This window comes from Moraxella caviae, from assembly GCF_002014985.1.
Classification (GTDB): domain Bacteria; phylum Pseudomonadota; class Gammaproteobacteria; order Pseudomonadales; family Moraxellaceae; genus Moraxella; species Moraxella caviae.
Window position 1 is genome coordinate 1 of sequence record NZ_MUXU01000005.1, and the last position, 18620, is coordinate 18620.

The 18620-nt window shown below is 48.4% G+C and carries 16 protein-coding genes; 6 read left to right on the forward strand and 10 right to left on the reverse strand.

All coding sequences use genetic code 11. The features are described from left to right. Window positions 1-73: 73 nt before the first annotated feature. Window positions 74-697 carry a YqiA/YcfP family alpha/beta fold hydrolase gene (locus tag B0181_RS00455; protein ID WP_078275533.1) on the reverse strand — a complete coding sequence of 208 codons (624 nt, stop codon included), beginning with the start codon at window positions 695-697 and terminating at the stop codon, window positions 74-76. A gap of 229 nt (window positions 698-926) precedes the next feature. Here B0181_RS00455 and B0181_RS00460 point away from each other — a divergent pair, with 229 nt between their 5' ends. Continuing rightward, window positions 927-1181, forward strand: a complete 255-nt coding sequence (locus B0181_RS00460; RefSeq protein ID WP_078275534.1) for a DUF1289 domain-containing protein — start codon at window positions 927-929, stop codon at window positions 1179-1181. Between the two features lie 94 nt (window positions 1182-1275). Here B0181_RS00460 and B0181_RS00465 read toward each other — a convergent pair whose 3' ends face one another. The 5 genes from B0181_RS00465 to tyrS all read right to left on the reverse strand — a co-directional run bounded on the left by B0181_RS00465 (window position 1276) and on the right by tyrS (window position 4713). Beyond that, entirely contained in the window at window positions 1276-2109 is an 834-nt protein-coding gene (locus tag B0181_RS00465) for a Fic family protein (protein WP_078275535.1), read from the reverse strand. A 167-nt stretch (window positions 2110-2276) separates the two neighbouring features. After that, entirely contained in the window at window positions 2277-2681 is a 405-nt protein-coding gene (locus tag B0181_RS00470; protein WP_078275536.1) for an FKBP-type peptidyl-prolyl cis-trans isomerase, read from the reverse strand. After that, entirely contained in the window at window positions 2671-3138 is a 468-nt protein-coding gene (locus B0181_RS00475) for a GNAT family N-acetyltransferase (protein ID WP_346221993.1), read from the reverse strand. The genes B0181_RS00470 and B0181_RS00475 overlap by 11 nt, the downstream gene beginning before the upstream one ends. Then, the gene (locus B0181_RS00480) at window positions 3110-3331 is read right to left on the reverse strand and encodes a DUF1653 domain-containing protein (RefSeq protein WP_078275538.1); all 222 of its coding nucleotides are present in this window, start codon (window positions 3329-3331) and stop codon (window positions 3110-3112) included. Before B0181_RS00480 ends, B0181_RS00475 begins: the two co-directional genes overlap by 29 nt. 173 nt (window positions 3332-3504) lie before the next feature. Further along, complete coding sequence (gene tyrS, locus B0181_RS00485) at window positions 3505-4713, reverse strand: tyrosine--tRNA ligase (protein ID WP_078275539.1); 1209 nt, start codon at window positions 4711-4713, stop codon at window positions 3505-3507. A 337-nt stretch (window positions 4714-5050) separates the two neighbouring features. Between tyrS and B0181_RS00495 the strand changes: the two genes are divergently transcribed. The 3 genes from B0181_RS00495 to B0181_RS12415 all read left to right on the forward strand — a co-directional run bounded on the left by B0181_RS00495 (window position 5051) and on the right by B0181_RS12415 (window position 11400). Beyond that, on the forward strand, window positions 5051-6613 hold the full coding sequence (locus tag B0181_RS00495) for a phospholipase D-like domain-containing protein (RefSeq protein WP_078275541.1): 1563 nt from the start codon (window positions 5051-5053) through the stop codon (window positions 6611-6613). Window positions 6614-7235: 622 nt separating this feature from the next. Then, window positions 7236-8552, forward strand: a complete 1317-nt coding sequence (gene argA, locus B0181_RS00500; RefSeq protein ID WP_078275542.1) for an amino-acid N-acetyltransferase — start codon at window positions 7236-7238, stop codon at window positions 8550-8552. Between the two features lie 316 nt (window positions 8553-8868). Continuing rightward, window positions 8869-11400 carry an SIALI-17 repeat-containing surface protein gene (locus B0181_RS12415; protein WP_078275543.1) on the forward strand — a complete coding sequence of 844 codons (2532 nt, stop codon included), beginning with the start codon at window positions 8869-8871 and terminating at the stop codon, window positions 11398-11400. A 234-nt stretch (window positions 11401-11634) separates the two neighbouring features. Here B0181_RS12415 and bamJ read toward each other — a convergent pair whose 3' ends face one another. Continuing rightward, window positions 11635-12462: a BamJ family beta-barrel-assembly machinery protein gene (bamJ, locus tag B0181_RS00515; protein WP_078275545.1), complete on the reverse strand. Its 828-nt coding sequence runs from the start codon at window positions 12460-12462 to the stop codon at window positions 11635-11637. Between the two features lie 390 nt (window positions 12463-12852). Here bamJ and B0181_RS00520 point away from each other — a divergent pair, with 390 nt between their 5' ends. Then, window positions 12853-14352, forward strand: a complete 1500-nt coding sequence (locus B0181_RS00520) for a mechanosensitive ion channel (RefSeq protein WP_078275546.1) — start codon at window positions 12853-12855, stop codon at window positions 14350-14352. 308 nt (window positions 14353-14660) lie between these two features. On the opposite strand, the gene B0181_RS00525 is transcribed toward B0181_RS00520, so the two are convergent. Both B0181_RS00525 and B0181_RS00530 read right to left on the reverse strand, forming a co-directional pair. Beyond that, window positions 14661-15857 (reverse strand): amino acid aminotransferase, encoded by a 1197-nt coding sequence (locus B0181_RS00525; RefSeq protein ID WP_078275547.1) that lies wholly within the window; start codon window positions 15855-15857, stop codon window positions 14661-14663. 182 nt (window positions 15858-16039) lie between these two features. Beyond that, a complete protein-coding gene (locus B0181_RS00530; protein ID WP_078275548.1) occupies window positions 16040-16972 on the reverse strand; it encodes a LysR family transcriptional regulator in 933 nt (310 codons plus the stop codon). A gap of 282 nt (window positions 16973-17254) precedes the next feature. Between B0181_RS00530 and B0181_RS12000 the strand changes: the two genes are divergently transcribed. Next, a complete protein-coding gene (locus B0181_RS12000) occupies window positions 17255-17425 on the forward strand; it encodes a hypothetical protein (protein WP_158078914.1) in 171 nt (56 codons plus the stop codon). 75 nt (window positions 17426-17500) lie between these two features. Here the strand turns inward: B0181_RS12000 and B0181_RS00535 are convergent, their stop codons facing one another. After that, on the reverse strand, window positions 17501-18580 hold the full coding sequence (locus tag B0181_RS00535; RefSeq protein ID WP_078275549.1) for a calcium:cation antiporter: 1080 nt from the start codon (window positions 18578-18580) through the stop codon (window positions 17501-17503). Window positions 18581-18620: the final 40 nt, after the last annotated feature.

Here is an 18620-nt window from a genome sequence, read left to right on the forward strand (position 1 = left end):
GGTGGGGATGGTATCTACAATCGCCATTAAATCCAAATTCGCAAGTTGGGTTTGCTCCGCTTAATTCAAAATTTCATTCCTGTGCCAAAGCCCGCGCCCACGCCACCATCTGCGCAACGTGTTCGTCAAAATCGCTGATTCTGTGGTCGCCGCCTGCCAAAGCACACACGCACGCACCTTTTTCGCTATAAAATTCTTGGGTGGCGAATGCGTCCAAAAGCTCATCGCCAAGTCGTAAAAAGGTCTTGATTTTATTTGGGTTTTTTACTTGCAAGCGGTGCTTTTCTAGCCACGCCAAATCCCCAAAACGAATCTGCCAGCCGCCTGTGGTGGTATAAATCACCGCATCGTCCGCCAGTGTACCAGCGGCAAATTGCTTGGCGAAATTCTCATTCAAAAACCTACGAAAACTTAAATCAGGGCGAATGCTTGGATTTAAAAGCACGGCTGGCACGCCTGTGTCATCGCTGAGCAAATTGGCAAAATAGCCACCCAAAGACGACCCCATCAGCACGGTGTCGGCAGGATTTTCGCCAATAAGCGTACACAGCAGCGCCACCACATCATCAGGCGCACGGTTTAAATCAGGGCGAATGACTTCAATGTGTGGCGCATGATTTGCGCAATATTCACTGACGATTTGCGCCTTGATGGCGTTGCTGTCGCTGTCGAGTCCATGTAAATAAATCAATCGCACGGCTTATTCCTGTTTTTTATGCTATTTTTAAAGCACTATTTTAAAATGACGTTTTTTAAAATTACTGGTTTTGTTGGCAATCGTCTTATCTTTTATTGACAATCCTTACCGCCAACGCAAGCAAATTTATCGTAAAACTTGCCAAACGCCCAAAAACTCGCTACATTATGGCGTGTTTAGCATTGCTAATCTTAGTTTTTTAAGATTGGCGTGATTTTGGATTGGTGTCGTGTCGCAATTTGAGCTGTTTGATATTGACAACCCCTGCATTGGCGTGTGTCAAACCAACAAAAAAGGCTACTGCATTGGCTGCCTGCGCAAGCGGGACGAACGCCAACGCTGGCATTCGCTCAGCGACAACGAAAAACACAAAATCCTAACGCTCATCGCCCGCCGAAAACGCCGCCTGCAAGAATTACGTCATGAAAAACGTCAAATCTTGCTGTCATTACATATCCAGCCAGAACTACTGCCAGACGACTAGCATACCTAACAACAGCCAAAAATCCACCCAGCGTTATTAGCCGTCTCGTGTTTTTACGTCCAAAAGTTCAATTTCAAACAGCAAATCACTTTCTTTAGTTTTTGTCGTTCGCCAGTGCTTTAGCCTGCTCAACAGCAAAAGCATTCATGCGTGAACAAACTCGCTCATAAGACGCAATAAAATACTCTTTAAACGCACTATAATCCACAGGATTACTTTCATAATAAGAAATGACAGCTCGTGCATATTCTTCAGTGCTGCGTTCAGTAAACATCACTGGCATTTTATTGCCAGTCATCAAAGTGTATGCACACATATTGCGTGCGGTGCGCTTGTTGTGGTCATAAAAATATTGCAAGTATGCTAAATTTTGATGAATATAAACCGCTCTTTCAAAGACATTTTCAATACTATTATATTCTCTTTCGATCATCTGCAAGCCATCTTCAAGCTGCTGAGGAATGTCAGACGGCACATAATTCGTTGCTGTAATCAACACAGGTTCATTGCGCACTACACCACAATACGCTTTATCCATCATGCCTTCAGATGCCATTGTGTGCGCATTTTTAATGATGTAGGATAAAGGGCGTTGAGCATCGGTTTTACTGTACTGTGATTCACTCACAATATAATTAAAAGAACTTTGCATATTTTTTAGCATTAAGGCTTCGTTCAATTGTTTGTGCGCACCAGTTTGACCCAGCGTCAAAAGCAGCTCGGCTTCAACAGCACTGTAAGTGTTACCCTCCAACACCGCTGAAGTATGCGCAAAACTGATCGAAAAAGCTTCAATGTTTCTAGGCGACAGCAAATATTCGCTTTTTGATACACTGTTCAATGCTTCAAGGTAGATCAGTTCATCTTTTGTAAAGATGGGCTGGTATTTCAATTTATCTTGATTGTACGGTATTGGGCGACCATTCATATTCTACCCCCTGTTATGCACACTTTGCAATTGTAGCGCATATATGCAGGCACCGCCTGCATGAGCTGCACCACGAAAACCGCCAATCGCCCCTAGCGCACATTCAGCCAGAGCTGTCATTGGGCGATTGACACGTTGAAAAACGCATTGAAAAACGCCTTTTAAAATCAGTCGTCTCGTGTTTTTACGTCCAAAAGCTCAATTTCAAACAGCAAATCACTGTTTGGCGCAATCTTGCCCAACGTACGCTCGCCATAAGCCAAAGCCGCCGGCACAACAAGCCGTCTTTTACCGCCAACTTTCATCGGCGCAAATTCAGGCAACTCAAGCGACACGCCCCATTTTTCGCACAGTTTTGCGCCAATCTCACTGCCCAGCACGCCCAAATCCCAGCCCTTAATCACACGCCCTGTGCCAATCACGCACTCGAACGGCTGCCCACGGCTGTGCGATGAGTCAAACTCCGTGCCGTCCGTGAGCGTGCCGATGTAATGAGCGGTGATGAGCGCGCCACGTTCAGCCGCTTTGCCTGTGCCGATGGTGATGTCAATGATTTGAAAATCAGCCACAATGTTTCTCCGATGAACTCAAATCCGCAAATTCGCACGATTTGTTTAATCTGTCCAGCAAGCGCCGCTTCACGTCTTGCCATTCGTCCGCAGTGATGCTGTACATGACAGTATCAGCGATTGTGCCGTCTTGATACACACGATGCCCACGAATCACGCCGTCCTTTTTTGCGCCAAGTCGTTCGATGGCTCGTTGTGAGCGAATATTGGCTGGACTGGCACGAAAACCCACCGTCCGAAAGCCCAGCGTCTCAAAAGCAAGACGCAGCAGCAAAAACTTACAAGTGGTATTGACGTGCGTGCGCCAATAACTCTGTGCGTACCAAGTATAACCAATCTCAAGCCGCTGGCACGCAGGCAAAATGTCATGAAAACTGCTCGTGCCAATCGCGCGTCCTGTGCGCTCGTCAATCACCGCAAAGCCAAGCCTGTCAGCATGACAATTCTTGCACCAGCGCAAATCGTGGCACGTCCGCACCGTCTATTTGCACGGTTTCACAAAACATCGCCAAAGGACGCACCCACACGCCATACTCGCCATACAGCGCACGGTACACCACAAGCCATTCTTCGGTTTCTGAATGGCGTGCGGTGTGTAGCACTTGATACAGATTGCCTTTATAATGGCGGTAAATGCCTGATTTTATGGACATTTTTATATCCTAGTAAGCCTGTTTGTGTTGGCTCGGTTGGTGTAAATTATGTACGCCAGATTGGCACAAATCTTACAAATTAGACTGACAAAAGCAACCCAACAATTTTCAAGACAACCGACTGAATTTGTTGGGTTTTTCTTGCCCAATCTACGATTTTATCAATCTTATGCTTATACCACACTCACCCTTGCATACGCCTTTTTGCCCGCTTGAATCACCACGGTTTGTCCTTTTTCTAGGGCAAAACTTGCGTCCACCACGGCATTATCCACTTTTACCGCACCACGGCTGAGCATATCTTTGGCTTGGGCGCTGTTTTTGGCAAGGTTTGCTTGGTTTAGCACCTGCGTGATGAACAGCTTGTCCGCATCGCCAAGCGTCAGCGTTACTTCTGGCAAATCAATCGGCAGCTCGCCATCAGCAAGCACATTGCCTGCCGAGCGGTGCGCATTGGCGGCAGCTTCTTCGCCGTGGAAACGCTCAATCAGCTCATGAGCTAAGATTTTCTTTAATTCTTGTGGATTGCGTCCGTTTGCCATCTCATCAAGCAAAGCATTGACTTCGCTCATCGGCTTAAAGCTTAGCAGCTCAAAATAACGCGCAATCAGCGTATCAGGCATGGATAAAATCTTTTGATACATCACGCCAGCAGGCTCATCAATGCCGATGTAATTGCCCAAAGATTTGCTCATTTTATTCACGCCATCAAGCCCTTCTAGCAGCGGCATGGTGATGCACACTTGCGATTCTTTGCCGTAGCGAGATTGCAGCGTGCGCCCCATCAGCACGTTAAAGGTCTGGTCGGTGCCGCCAATTTCCACGTCTGCCTCCATCGCAATACTGTCATAGCCTTGCACCAAAGGATACAAAAATTCGTGAATGGCAATCGGCGTTTGGCTGGCATAACGCTTGGCAAAATCATCACGCTCAAGCATACGCGACACCGTCAGCTGGCTTGCCAAGGCGATCATATCGCCTGCGCTCATCTTAGAAAACCACTCAGAGTTAAAAACGATTTTTGTCTTGGCGGGGTCTAGGATTTTAAAAACTTGCTTGGCATACGTCTCGGCATTTGCCTTGACTTGCTCTTCAGACAGCGGCGGACGTGTGGCGTTTTTGCCCGATGGGTCGCCAATGCGCGCGGTATAATCGCCAATCAAAAACAGCACTTCATGCCCAAGCTCTTGGAACATACGCATTTTATTTAGCACCACCGTATGCCCAAAATGCAAATCTGGCGCAGTCGGATCCATGCCCAGCTTAATGCGCAAAGGGCGACCTAATGCCAATTTTTTTAGCAAATCTTCTTCAGAATACATCTCAACCACGCCACGTTTTAGTAGCTCTAGTTGCTCAGCTGGCGGTAAAAAATTTGACATAACAACCCCTAAAATGCTTGTTTTGAAAATTTATCGTAAAAACTTGTCATGAATTTGCTATAAAACGCACGCCAAACGCCCAAAACGGCAGCAGGCGGCATCAAGTAAGCACAGTCTAAACCCATTATTGTAGCAAAGTTTTGTACATTTTTGGCAATTTTCTCATGCTTTGTGCTAGGCGATGATTTTGCCAATGAACAAGCACAGCAATCACCCAAAACTTGCGCCAATGTGATAAAATCATCAATCAAACGTCATAGCGCAAATCGCCATTGACAAACCACAACCATATTTACAATTTGCAACCCACAATTTACCGACAATCCATCAAACCAACATGAACCACGCATGGCTACAAATTCTTGAACACATTGACTGGCTGGGCATTGGTGCGCTGATTCACCTTGCGCTGGCGATTGGCGTGGTGCTGCGCGTGCTGCAGTCGCAGCGTAATGCCAGCGTGGCGATTGCATGGCTGGCGATTTTGTTTGCGCTGCCATTCATTGGCATTTTGTTGTATCTTTTGCTGGGCGAGACCACGCTTGGGCGCAAATACCAATCACGCAACCAACAAATCCGTGCGTTATTGGGCGCGGTGGATTTCGCCCATGCCGACACGCCTTTGCCAAGCGCTTATCAAGGCGTGAGCCGTATTGGCACGGCTTGGACAGGATTTCACGCCTTTTATGCCGATAAAGCACGGCTGATTGACACGCCAGATGATATTTTTGATGCACTGATTGACGACATCAATAACGCCAACACCATGATTTTAATGGAGTTTTATATCATTCATGCCAAAGGTCGTGTGCTGGAAGTTTTAACGGCTTTAGAAAACGCCGCCCAGCGTGGCGTAGAGTGTCATATCCTAGCAGATGGTGTCGGCAGCGTGGAATTTTTCCAAAAACACGCCAAAACCCTAGCAAATACAGGCATTTATGTGCATGAATCCTTGCCTGTGGGTTTATTTAAAACGCTGTTTAAACGGGTGGATTTGCGCAATCATCGCAAGATTGTCGCCATTGATGATAAGGTGGGCTATACAGGCAGTTTTAACTTGGTTGATCCACGCTATTTCAAGCAGGACAAGGGTTTTGGGCAGTGGATTGATATGATGATGCGCTTAGAAGATCATCGCACCAATGGCGTGATTGCGGCGCTTTCGGCAATCGTGGCGACCGACATCGGCGCAGAAAACGATAAAAATCTGACCGTACTCACCGAAAGATTTCACGATTACACCAAAAAACTCTACCGCCTAGGCGAGATTGGCGCAGACGGCAAATTGACTGGTACGCCCAGCAAAACCGTACCCATCATGCGCATCGCCAGCAGTCTGCCTGCGGTGCGTGATGTGGTGGTGCAGCCGATTCCATCTGCGCCGCAGATGACCGCGCACGTCATTCACAGCACGCTCGTTAGCGTGATTCACCGCGCCAATCAGTCGGTATGGATTACCACGCCTTATTTTGTGCCTGATGATGCGCTGCTTTCTGCCTTGACTTGTGCTGCCAAGCGTGGCGTGGAAGTGGTGCTGATTGTGCCAAAAGTGGTGGATTCGTTTTTGGTGCGCCATGCGTCTTATGCGTTTTTTGAAGAATTGATTGAAGCGGGCGTGGTGATTGCGCAGTTTGGCGATGGGCTTTTGCACACCAAATCGGTGGTCATTGACGAAGAATACTGCCTGTTTGGCACGGTCAATATGGACATGCGCAGTTTTTATCTGAACATGGAATTTAGCCTTGCCATCTACACCAAGCCTTTGGTCATGCAGGTTTTGGGCTGCCAAAAAGCGTATTTTGAGCGCGCGGACGTGGTGGGTTTGGCAACATGGCAATCACGCAGCTGGGGGCAAAAACTTCTGGATAACAGCATTCGTTTGTTCGGGGCGTTGTTGTGATTTTGCGCCATTGGCTTTGTGGTAAATTGTGCGGACAAGCAGTTTTATCAGCCAAAAACTTGACAGCCACAATTTGTAAGTCAAAACGTACAAATAAAGACGCTTTTTGCGACTGGTGTGATGTGGTGTGGTTTGGCATAATACACTCACACAGCAAGGATAGGTAGATGGATTGACCGATAGGGATAGATGCTGTGCTAGCTCAAGATGAGCCAACTTCATGGATTGAAAATAAAAGGACGTATTCAAGGAACGACTAGAACTAAAAACCACAAATCGCAAGGTTTGTGGTTTTTGCTTTATTTAAAGAGAGTAAATGTGGTTGTAAATTGAACGGATAGCCGTAAGTTGGGTTGGGCTGGGTTAGCTAAGCGCAACCCAACGTTTAGAATAAGATTTGTCATTTCAAATGTTGGGTTTTCACTTCGTTCAACCCAACTTACATATCTTTTTAAAGTTAGTTTGTATAGAATTTACAAGCTAGCCGTTAAGTTGGGTTAGCTAAGCACAACCCAACATCTTAACACCAAACTTTAAAACCACTCACTCCACACAAGACATTCGCCATCACCGCACAAATTGGCTATAATAAGCCTTTTATCCCAATCAATCTTGCCAAGCCATGACTCACCCAAACCCAATCCACTGGTTTCGCCATTCTGCGCCTTATATCAACACCCACCGCGGTAAAATTTTCGTCATCATGTTTGGCGGTGAAGCGGTGGCGCACGCCAATTTTGAATCGCTGATTCATGATTTTGCGCTGCTGCACAGCTTGGGCATTCGGCTGGTTTTGGTGCATGGCGCGCGTCCGCAGATTGATGCCGCCTTACGCACCGCAGGCATTGACACCGCACCGATGGCAACGCACGGCACGCAGCACGTCCGTGTTACGCCAACTGCCGCCATGCCGCACATCTTGGCAGCGGTGGGTGCAATCCGCCTGCAGATTGAAGCGCACCTATCCACAGGGCTTGCCAATTCGCCCATGTTTGGCTCGCGCATCAGCGTGGTGAGTGGCAATTTCATCACCGCCAAGCCCTACGGCATTCATGACGGCATTGATTATCAGATGACAGGGCAAGTGCGCCGAGTGGACGCCGCCGCCATGCGCCACAATCTTGAGCGTGGGCATATCATCACGCTTGGCACGATGGGCGTGTCAGCCACAGGCGAAGCGTTTAATTTGCTTGCCGAAGATGTCGCCTTACAAGCCGCCATCGCCTTACAAGCCGACAAGCTGATTTTGCTGGGCGGCAGTGAGCTAAACGACACAGGCACGCTGATCAGAGAACTCACCACCGACAGCGCAAACCAACTACTACAGCGCACGCCTGCCGCCTTGACGGACGAGTTGGCACGATTTGTGCGCACCGCCATCAAAGCAAGCACCCATGTGGAGCGCACGCACCTTTTGCCTTACACCAAAGACGGCGCGCTGATTACCGAGCTTTTCACCTTAGATGGCGCAGGGACGATGATTACCAAAACCGCCTTTGACCAAATCCGCCCTGCCACCACTGATGACGTGGTGGGCTTGCTTGCCTTGCTAAAACCACTACAAGAACAAGGCATTCTCATTTGGCGCAGTCAAGCCCGCCTAGAAGAAGACATCGAGCATTACAGCGTGATTGAGCGAGACGGCGCCATCATCGGCTGCGTGGCACTGCACCCTTTGGACAGCACGGCGGCGGAGCTTGCCAGCCTTGCCATTCACCCTGCGTATCGCAGCGGCAGCCGTGGCGAAGATTTGCTGCGCTTTGTGCAAATGCGTGCCAAACAGCTGGGCGTGAGCAGACTTTTTGCACTGACCACACACACCGCGCATTGGTTTTTGGAGCATGGCTTTGCTGAAGTAGACTTCACCGCCTTGCCAGACACACGCCAAGAACGCTACCACAACGGCAGAAAGTCTAAGGTTTTGCTCAAGTATTTATAACTTTCACGACCGCTCATTTCATCGCCCTTCATCATCACAAACGCCTGATGGGTGCGTTTGTCTTGATGGGCGGTTTTGTCAAGCGCACCCAAACGAATTTGACAAACCTTCCAAGCCAAATAAAAACCACTTTTTTTCTGTAAAACTCTACCCCCCCCCCCGAAAATTTGTGATAAAATTAGACAAGATTTTGTAATCTGTTGTAACCAAAGCTAAACGTTTCTTATTTAGCCCGCTGGATTTGGCTGTCAAGACGGCAACGCAAACGCCCCAAGCCAAATTCCAAATTTCAACCCTTCATTTAAAGGATTAAACCATGAACCATATTTATCGTGTTGTGTTTAACCACTCGCTAGGCGTGTGGCAATCGGTGTCAGAATTTGCACGCGCCAAAGGAAAAAGCAAAAGCGTCAAGGCGGCTGTGGTGGTTGCAAGCGCACTGACGGCAGCTTCGGCAGGTGCTGCGACATATGATGACGGACAAGCGCATACGGTGAATGCCGCAATTACAGACAGTGAGCTTGTAATAAGCAATGGCAGCGCAGTAACCGTAAATCCGCCACACCCCATCGTCATCGGCAACAATCAAAACGGGAAAGCAACTGTAGATACCCAAAGTAAATTAACCGCCTACGAAATTAACATTGGCAATAAAGCCACGGGCAAAGGCAGCCTAACCATAAATAATGCAAGTGCTGAAGTAGAGAAAATCGTCATCGGTCAAGACGGTGCTGGCACGCTCAAGATTATCAACGATGCCTCGTTAGATATTGGTGAAATTGAACGTGGCGTAAATGCTAAGCAATCTGACGTACTGCTAGATGGCGGCTTTTTAAACGCTGCCAAAGATGGCGCAGTATGGTTTAAAAACTTCACCGCCAACGAGCCAATTAAAATTGGCAAACAAGGTGTAGGCATCGGCATAGAAGATATGTATCTTGATGGCAAATGGAATCCAATCAACGTTTCTATTGACCCAAATGCCGTAATCACAGGCAACGTCGGCACGATGAACTTACGCCTGCTTGGTGCGTTTAAAGATTCTGATGAATATGATCCAGCCTTGACCATGACTGGCGGCTTTATCAAATACGGAGGTACGCTAACTCTAGCAGGGGCCACTAAGCAGTGGAATGGCGATACGGTGATTTTGGACGGTACGCTAAAAGTGAATGGCGACTTTGTGCTCAATGACGGCGACAAGCTGGGCATTGGCTTGGGCTTTTCAGAAGACAATGAAACTGAAAAATACCTGCCTGACAGCTACGGCAAACTACACACCACAGGCAAAGCCGACATCGCCAAAGGCGGTCTAAAAGTCTATGCGCATGACGTGATAAACGCACTCATCACTGGCAATACCGACAAAGAATGGAAAAATGTCGTGCGTGCTGATGGCGGCCGTGTGGGCGAGTTTAAGTCTTTGACCGTGTACGATTTGGACGGCAATGTGGTACAAAATTCTCGCATTACCGCGGATTATACCGACAGCAATGCCGTGCATTTGGCATTGGGCAGCAAGTCTGCGCCGCAGCCAGAGCCAGCTCCACAACCTGAGCCGACACCTGAACCTGCGCCTGAGCCGACGCCTGAGCCTACTCCAATTCCTGCACCACAACCAGAGCCTGCTCCAGCTCCACAGCCTGAGCCGCAGCCAGCTCCACAGCCGCAGCCAGCTCCACCAGTGGAAACCAGCGTGCCAACGGACGCTCCTACTCACGAAGCTCCAGCATTTGAAGGTGGCGTTGTACCGGCAGATGCTCCTACGCATGAAGTGCCAGAATACAATACTTACGTCAATGCAGCAACTGCCCACGCAGCTGTCGCGCTGGGCGTGGCGGCAGCCTTGGACAGCGTACTTGGCAATGACGATAGCGATTTGGCAGAAGCATTGAAACTTGGTGGCAACGAGCGCAAAGCCGCTATTGGCGTACAGTCGCTGCCGCTGTTCAATGGCGAGATGGCACGCCTAATCGTTGATGGCAATGAGCGCGCCACCGCAGCGATTTATGACAAAGAAATCGAGCGCAAACGTGGCATTTGGGCGAAAATCCTAGGCGGTGAGCGCACGCTTGATGGCAATGCCGACCGTCTTGGCTTTAAGGCGAACGATTATGGCGTGATTGTCGGTGCGGACACCGTGCTTGGCAATGGCAACGTTGGCGTGGCGCTGGGACATACACGCACAGACGTGGACTCAAAAGGCTTGGCAAACCACACCGCCAAAGCAAACACCACCACCGCGCTGATTTATGGCGACTATGACACTGGCAGCACCACCGCCAGCGGACACATCGGTGCGTCCTTTGGTAATGTAGAAGGCGAGCGCCATATCACATGGACAGGCGCAAACACAGTCGCCAAGAGCGATTATGACACCAAAGGCATTTTGGCAGGCTTTGGGCTGTCGCACCGCATTGGCAGCACCGACAAGCACATCGCACCTTATGCCAAAGTCAGCTACCAAAAACTGACAAGCGATGCTTATCGTGAATCAGACGCTAGCTTGTTCAGCCTTGATGTCGCCAAGCAAGACTTTGAAAGCCTGAAATTTAGCGCAGGTGTGGCGGGCAAATTACCACTGACCGACAAACTTGGACTCACCGCCAAAATCGGTGGCGGCTATGACGCTGGCGATAACTTTGGCTACATCAGCGGCAGCTTTGTTGGCACGGACGGCTCAAATTTCACCACAGGACAGAAAGTCAGCCGTGAATTTGCCGAAGCGGGCGTGGGACTTGCCTACAAGCCAAGCCAAAATAGCCAGCTAAGTCTTGGCTATCAAGGCGGCTGGCGCAGCGGCTACCAAGAACATGGCGGCGCTGTGGTGTGGCAGATGAAGTTCTAACACCGCCAACACCCTAAAGCAAAACCCCAATCGTTGCGATTTTTATGATTGCTATGCGATTGGGGTTTTTACAGCCTTTGCATAACCCTTCCAATTTTCCGAACTTTTTCAGCCTTTCCAACTTTCCCACAAAAACAAAACCCAGCCGCACAGACTGGGTTTTGGACTGGATTTTGGACTGGGTTTTATGCCAGATTTTAGGCTTAAAAAGCGGCTTAAAAAGCGATTGTCAAATCACTTAATCTTTTGTACTTGACCGCCAGATTCGCCAGTTTCTAGGGCTTTTTTCATGTCTTCAGCCATTTGCGCTTGCGCTTTTTCGCTGGCGGCTTTCACTTGCTCTGGCGTCAATAGCTCTACGGTGAAAATCAGCACGCTGTTTGGCTCAATGGCTGGGTTGCCCGCTTCGCCATACGCCAAATCGCTCGGTACGAAAAATTCATACTTGCCGCCTTCTTTCATCAGCTGCAAACCTTCCGTCCAGCCCGGAATCACTTGATTTAGCGGGAATTGCGCTGGCATACCACGCTCATAAGACGAATCAAACACCGTGCCGTCAATGAGCTTGCCTTCATAATGCACAGTTACTGTGTCGGTGGCTTTTGGTGATTTGCCGCTGCCTTCGGTGATGACTTTATATTGCAAGCCTGAAGCGGTGGTTTTCACGCCTTCTTTTTTGGCGTTTTCAGCTAGGAATTTTTCGCCAGCGGCTTTGTTATTCGCTGCCTTTTCTTCCACTTCTTTCACCATTTCTTGCTCTTTGCGCTGCTGGTAAGTGTGCGCAATTTGCGTTTTTTCTTCGTCTGTCAAGGCGCTTTCTACGCCGTTAAAGCCGTCTGCCAAAGCCTTGGCGATGATGTCGGTGTTTAGCTCACCGTCCATCTCTTTTAGGTTTTTGCCAGCGTCATAGCCCAGCACATAGCTCACCTTGTCCATTTCGCTGCTTTTGTCGGTTACAACGGTAGATTTGGCAGGGGTTGCGTCTGCTTTGTTGGCGTTGCTGCACGCACTTAGTGCCAATGCCGCCGCCAATGCTGAAATGATGAGTGGAGATTTTTTCATAAGATACTCTTTTGATGGCGCAATCGGCAAACTCACCAAATCACGCCTTTGTTTAAGGTTACATCTGTTTAGGTTCAATCGCCAATTTCTTAGCCTTGCTTTATGGATTGCTTGGCTAAGTTAAAATTTGGCTAGAAAAACCCTATTATCATACCAAAAATTGCCCAATTTCGCCACGCATAAGCCGAAAATTTACTTGCTGTCTGTATAATTATTGTTAAGATTGTCAAGATATTTTAACGAGCGGTGCGCTTGTAGGCGTTTTAATGTTACAATTAGGGCAATAATCTTTGAAATGTTGCGCCATTGCCAATTTGTAGCCAACTTGCACGGTGCGCATTTCGCAAATTTTTAAACACACAAATTCACACACAAAATCGGAGAAATCCCGTGGATTCTACCTTCGCCTTTTTTAATCAAAGCCTTCAAGGGCCAGTCGGCTCTGTCATCGGCGCCATTTTAATTCTTATCGTGGGCTGGTTCATCGCCCTAATCTTGGCTTCATTGACTCGTAAAGGCTTAACAAAAGTAGGCTTGAACGAGCGCATGAACCAATCAACTGGCAAAAACTACAACCTAAGCGACTTGCTTGCCAAAATCGTTTTTTGGTTTGTGTTTGCCATCGGTCTTTCTGGCGCGCTAAACCAACTTCGTCTTGACTCTATTTCAGTACCATTTGCTAACATGATTAACCAAGTTTTATCATTCCTGCCAAATCTTTTGGCGGCGGTGGCTGTGGGCGTAATCGGCTGGGTGATTGCCACGGTGGCACGCACAGCGACTACCGCTGCCCTTGGCAAAACCACTTTGGACGAAAAGCTGGCAAATGACGCTGGCGTAAAACCAATGAGCGGCACGATTGCTGATGTGGTGTACTGGTTCATCTTGCTTGTGGTACTTACCATGGTGGTGGGTCGCCTAGGTCTTGATGGCTTGTTCACACCGCTGACTAACATGATTGACAAGACTTTTGCATTCTTGCCAAACATCGTGATGGCGGGTTTTGTGTTCTTTGTCGGCTTTGTGGTGGCAAAAGTGGTGCGCGGCATCGTTACTGGCGTGGTGTCTGGACTAAACGTTCAAGCCATCGCCCAAAAAGCGGGTCTAAGCGAGAAAAACAGCCTGCCGGGCATTGCTGGCTCTTTGGCGTTCTTGTTTGTCATCGTGCCTTTCACCATCGCAGCATTGGACGCTTTGAAAGTTGAGACCATCTCACGCCCAGCGACCAATATGCTAAACACCGTGATGGAAGCTGTGCCAAGCGTATTCACCGCGGCAGCGATTCTTATCATCACTTATTATGTGGTGCGCATGCTGTCAAACATCGTGGTAAGCCTACTAAACAACACCCAAATCAACGCCCTACCTGCCAAACTAGGCGTACAAAGCGCACTTGGCGAGAAAAGCATCTCAGAATTGGTGGGCTGTGCGATTGTATTTTTCGCCATGCTATTTGCCAGCATCGCTGCGGCAGACTTGCTGGGCTTTGAGCAAATCAGCGAAATCATCACCATGTTTGTAGAATTTGGCGGTCAAATCATTCTAGGCGCTGTGATTCTAACCATCGGTTTTTGGTTGGCAAACATCATCGCTGGTGTGGTTGAGCGTTCAGAACAAGGCAGCAAATTGCTGGCGAACATCGTACGTGTGCTAATCATGGGTTTGGTGCTGGCAATGGGTCTAAAAGCGATGGGCATCGCTGACAGCATCGTAAACCTAGCCTTCGGTCTGACGCTAGGCGCAGTAGCGGTAGCGGTAGCGTTGGCATTTGGTCTTGGCGGCCGTGAAGCAGCAGCTCGCTTGCTAAAACGCATTCAGGACAAAGCCGAAAGCGAAGCGGACGCAAAAGCTGCCCAAAACGCAGTAAACCGTCTGACGCACGACGAATAAATCGTCATTTAAGACACCAAAAAGCAGCTCTGATGGGCTGCTTTTTTGGTGGGTGGGTTTATGGGCTTGGATTAAAAAAACGATATGCAGGTTAAATTAAAGGACAGATTGTAAGTTGGATTGAGCAAAGCGAAAACCCAATAAATTCAAGAAGCGGTCTTTAAAAAAACGTTAGGTTAGGTTGGTTTAAGTTGCACTACCGCCAACCCAACTTACGACCGCTCCACCAACCAGCCCACGATTTACCACTAAACAAACCAATAAAAAACACCCAAGCCGTACAACTTGGGTGTTTTGTTTTGCGTTGATTATCTCAACACTTCAGCAATCGCATTTGCCACATATTCCACGTTTTTGTTATTCAAACCTGCGATACACATACGGCCGTTTTCCACCATATACACCGCAAATTCATCACGCAGACGCACCACTTGCTCCGCTGTCAAACCTGTAAAGCTAAACATACCACGCTGCTTGGTGAAATAGCTAAAATCACGCTCTGGCAGCTTAGCGCTTAGGGTGTCTTGCAGTTTTTGGCGCATATCACGAATGCGATCACGCATTTCATACACTTCGCCCACCCATTGCTCAAACAAAGCAGCGTCATTCATCACGGTGTCTACCACCGCATTGCCGTGCGCTGGTGGGCTTGAGTAAATGCGGCGTACAGTGAATTTTAGCTGACCATGCACACGCTCGGCTTCTTCTTTGGTTGGCGCAACCACTGACAAACCGCCCACACGCTCGCCATACAATGACAAGTTTTTAGAGAATGAATTTGACACAAATACCGACAAGCCCATCTCCACCGCGCGGCGAATGGCGTACGCATCACCGTCCATATCATCGCCAAAGCCTTGATAAGCAATGTCCATGAATGGAATCAGTTTTTTATCCTTGATGATGGTAAGCACGGTGTCCCACTGCTCGTTGCTTAGATCCACGCCTGTTGGGTTGTGGCAGCATGGGTGCAGCAGCACCACGTCGTTTTCGTTCAAGCCTTTGAAAAACTCGCACATTTCGTCAAATTTTACGCCAATAGTCGCAGCGTCATAGTACGGATACTTGCCCACTTCAATGCCAGCACCTTCAAAAATGCTGATGTGGTTGCCCCACGTTGGGTTTGACACATAGCATTTGGCATTTGGATACCATTCATGGATAAAATCTGCGCCCACTTTTAGCGCGCCTGAGCCGCCAAGCGTTGCGATGGTTGCCACACGTCCTGCTTTCACCGCTTCGTTGTCTTTGCCAAACAGCAAATCTTGGCAAGCCTTACGATACCCCGGCAAGCCGTCCATCGGCAAATAACCACGCGGACGTGGCGGATTGGCGATTTGGCTTTCGGCGCTCTTGACGCACTCAAGCACAGGCAGCTTGCCATCTTCGGTGTAGTACACGCCCACGCCCAAATTCACCTTAATGTCGGTGCGTGGGTCATTGGCAAATTTATCCATCAAACCCAAAATCGGGTCGCCAGCATAAGGGGTAACGTGTTCAAACATAGCAGTTCCTTAAAATTTCCCCAAAACAAGGGGTGAATGAAACGAAAGGTAAAAACAAGGGAAAGCTGTGAATGCAATTTGCAAACAATCGCTTTAGTATAACGCAATTTTATGCGTTTTTGTGGGGAAAATTTGGACAATTTGCACAAATTTTCGCACCAAATTTCATCGCCAATCAGCCATCAGACAAGATTTTGGCTGTCTTTTGGCTCACTGACCAAAAATTCGTGGGCGTTATTGATTAAAAATTCCTTGAACGCCAAGGCAGCAGGCGACAAAGAGCGGTTTTTATGCGTGTACAGTAAAAATTTACGCTCCACCACAGGATTGGCGATGGGTCGCATGGCAAGCCCGTACAAAGACACCCATTCGGCAGCGTACAAAAGACACAGCGTAACGCCAAGCCCCATGCGTGTCATGCCAAGCGCGGTGGATAAAAAGTTAATCTCAAAATCAGGATTAAAAATGCGGCTGGAAATGTGGCTTGGCAGCTCGTTTTGCAGGCTTTTGATAAAAGGCCCGTTCAGCGTAATCAGCCGCTCATCAAGCAAATCCGTCCAGTCAATCTCGGTCTTGCTGGCAAATGGGTGCGATGTCGGCAGCACCAAATAAAATGGCGAACTAAACAACACATCGGCACGCAAATCATCAGAATACGGACGCTCTGGCGCAATGCCAAGGTCAGCTTCTAGGTTTTCAATATGCTCCACGACATCGTCCACCGAGCAATCGGCAAGCGTAACTTGAATGTTCGGATGGATTTCACAAAATTTGGCGATGAACTTTGGCATGGTGGATGCCGACAGCTGCTGGCTCACCGCCAAGCGGACGTGGCCTTGGTGCAGTGATTTTAGGCTGCTCACCTTTTCGTTGAGCACCGCCATTTCATTCAGCACACGCCTTGCTTGTGGCAAAAGGCGCATACCAGCGTCCGACAAATGCAGCTTGCGCGTGGTGCGGTCAAACAACTTGACATCTAAATTCTGCTCCAGCTCTTTAATCAAGCCGCTGAGTGCCGACTGGGTCAAAAACAACGTTTCTGCCGCCTTGGTAAAGCTGTTTTGCTCGGCAACCAGCACAAAAGCTCGCAACTGGCGCAGCGTGGTGGTACTCACAATTATCAGTCCTAGTTATTACTCTATCAGATAATATTATATATCTTTCATCACCAATGCGCAATGTGCTTAAAAGCGGATTTGATGGATAAATTGGCGGATAAATTTGGCTGCCAAAACAGTGCGATTTTCGTTGATTTGTGGTGATTTGGTGGATTTTGACGTGCTAACAAAAAGCGAAGACAGTCCAGATGCCGCATACAATGACTTGGATAATTTTGTTATCATTTATCCATTACCAGCCCAGATGATTTTGAGAGTATTATTTGGATAGACGCGCAAATGTCTCTTATCAAAAAAGGTCGCAGCCTTGTAGATTTTTATTTTAAAGACTTTGACGTTAATGGCGAAGAAACCAATATTCGTTTTATTGAAAAATTAGAAAGTATTTTTGATGAAAATCTTGCGAGCTGGGACGAAAATAACCCAACATTCCCAATTTACAAATCATAATTTAGCCAAGCGATGACTGCATTACGCCCACAAAAAAGCCCTGCCATCGCAGAGCTTTTTAACCACCACGCCGCCTTATGGCGAAATGATGGTAAAGATGTACGCCGCCAAGTTCACAAGCAGCACGATGCCGTACAAGATATTCGTGCGCCCTTGATTCAATGACAGCATGACAATGAACGTGGACAGACCCAAAAGCACCATAGATTTGCCGTCCAAGCCCAGCACCAGCGGAATGTCGTACATCAAGCACACAATCACCACCGCAGGAATCGTCAAGCCGATACTGGCAAGTGCCGAACCCAGCGCAAGGTTTAGGCTGGTCTGAAAGCGGTTTTTCTTAGCGGCATTGAGTGCTGCCAAACCTTCAGGCAAGAGTACCACCGCCGCAATAATCACACCGACCAAGCTCTTTGGCGCGCCCATCGCAGCCACCGCCGCTTCAATGCTTGGTGATAACGCCTTGGCAAGCAGCACCACAATGCCTAGGCACAGCACCAAAAATAAAAAGCTTGCCGTGGTAACTTTTGCGCTCGGCGGCTCGGCATGGTGTTCCAAATCGTCATCAACCGCCAAAAAATAATCACGATGGCGCACCGTCTGTACCATGATGAATGAGCCGTACAGCACCAAAGACGCCAGTGCCACAAAAATCATCTGCGCTACACTATAAGTACCCGCTTCGGTAGATGTGGTGAAATTCGGCAAAATCAGCGTCATCACAAGGATGGAAACCAGCGTAATCAGTGCCGTAGAAGCCGACTTTTGCCCAAAAAACTGCTCACGGTGCTTCAGTCCGCCAATCATCAGCGAAATACCCAAAATACCGTTTAAAATCAGCATGATGGCAGCAAATACCGTATCTCTAGGCAAATAAGCGGCATTATCACCGCCTGCCACCATCAAAGAGATGATCAGCGCCACTTCAATGATGGTAATCGCCAATGCCAAGATGATCGTACCAAACGGCTCGCCCACCTTATGCGCCACCACTTCGGCATGATATACCGCCGACAGCACGCTGCCAATCAAAAACGCACCGCCTGCGATTTGTAGCAGCAGACTGCCTTTGATTCCCACAAAATACAACGCCCACGCAATCACTGGCAACGCCATTGACCACCACGGCAACCCAAAACGTGCATTACTCGCCATCTACACCCCTTATTTCATCAATCATTGCTCTGCCATCGCC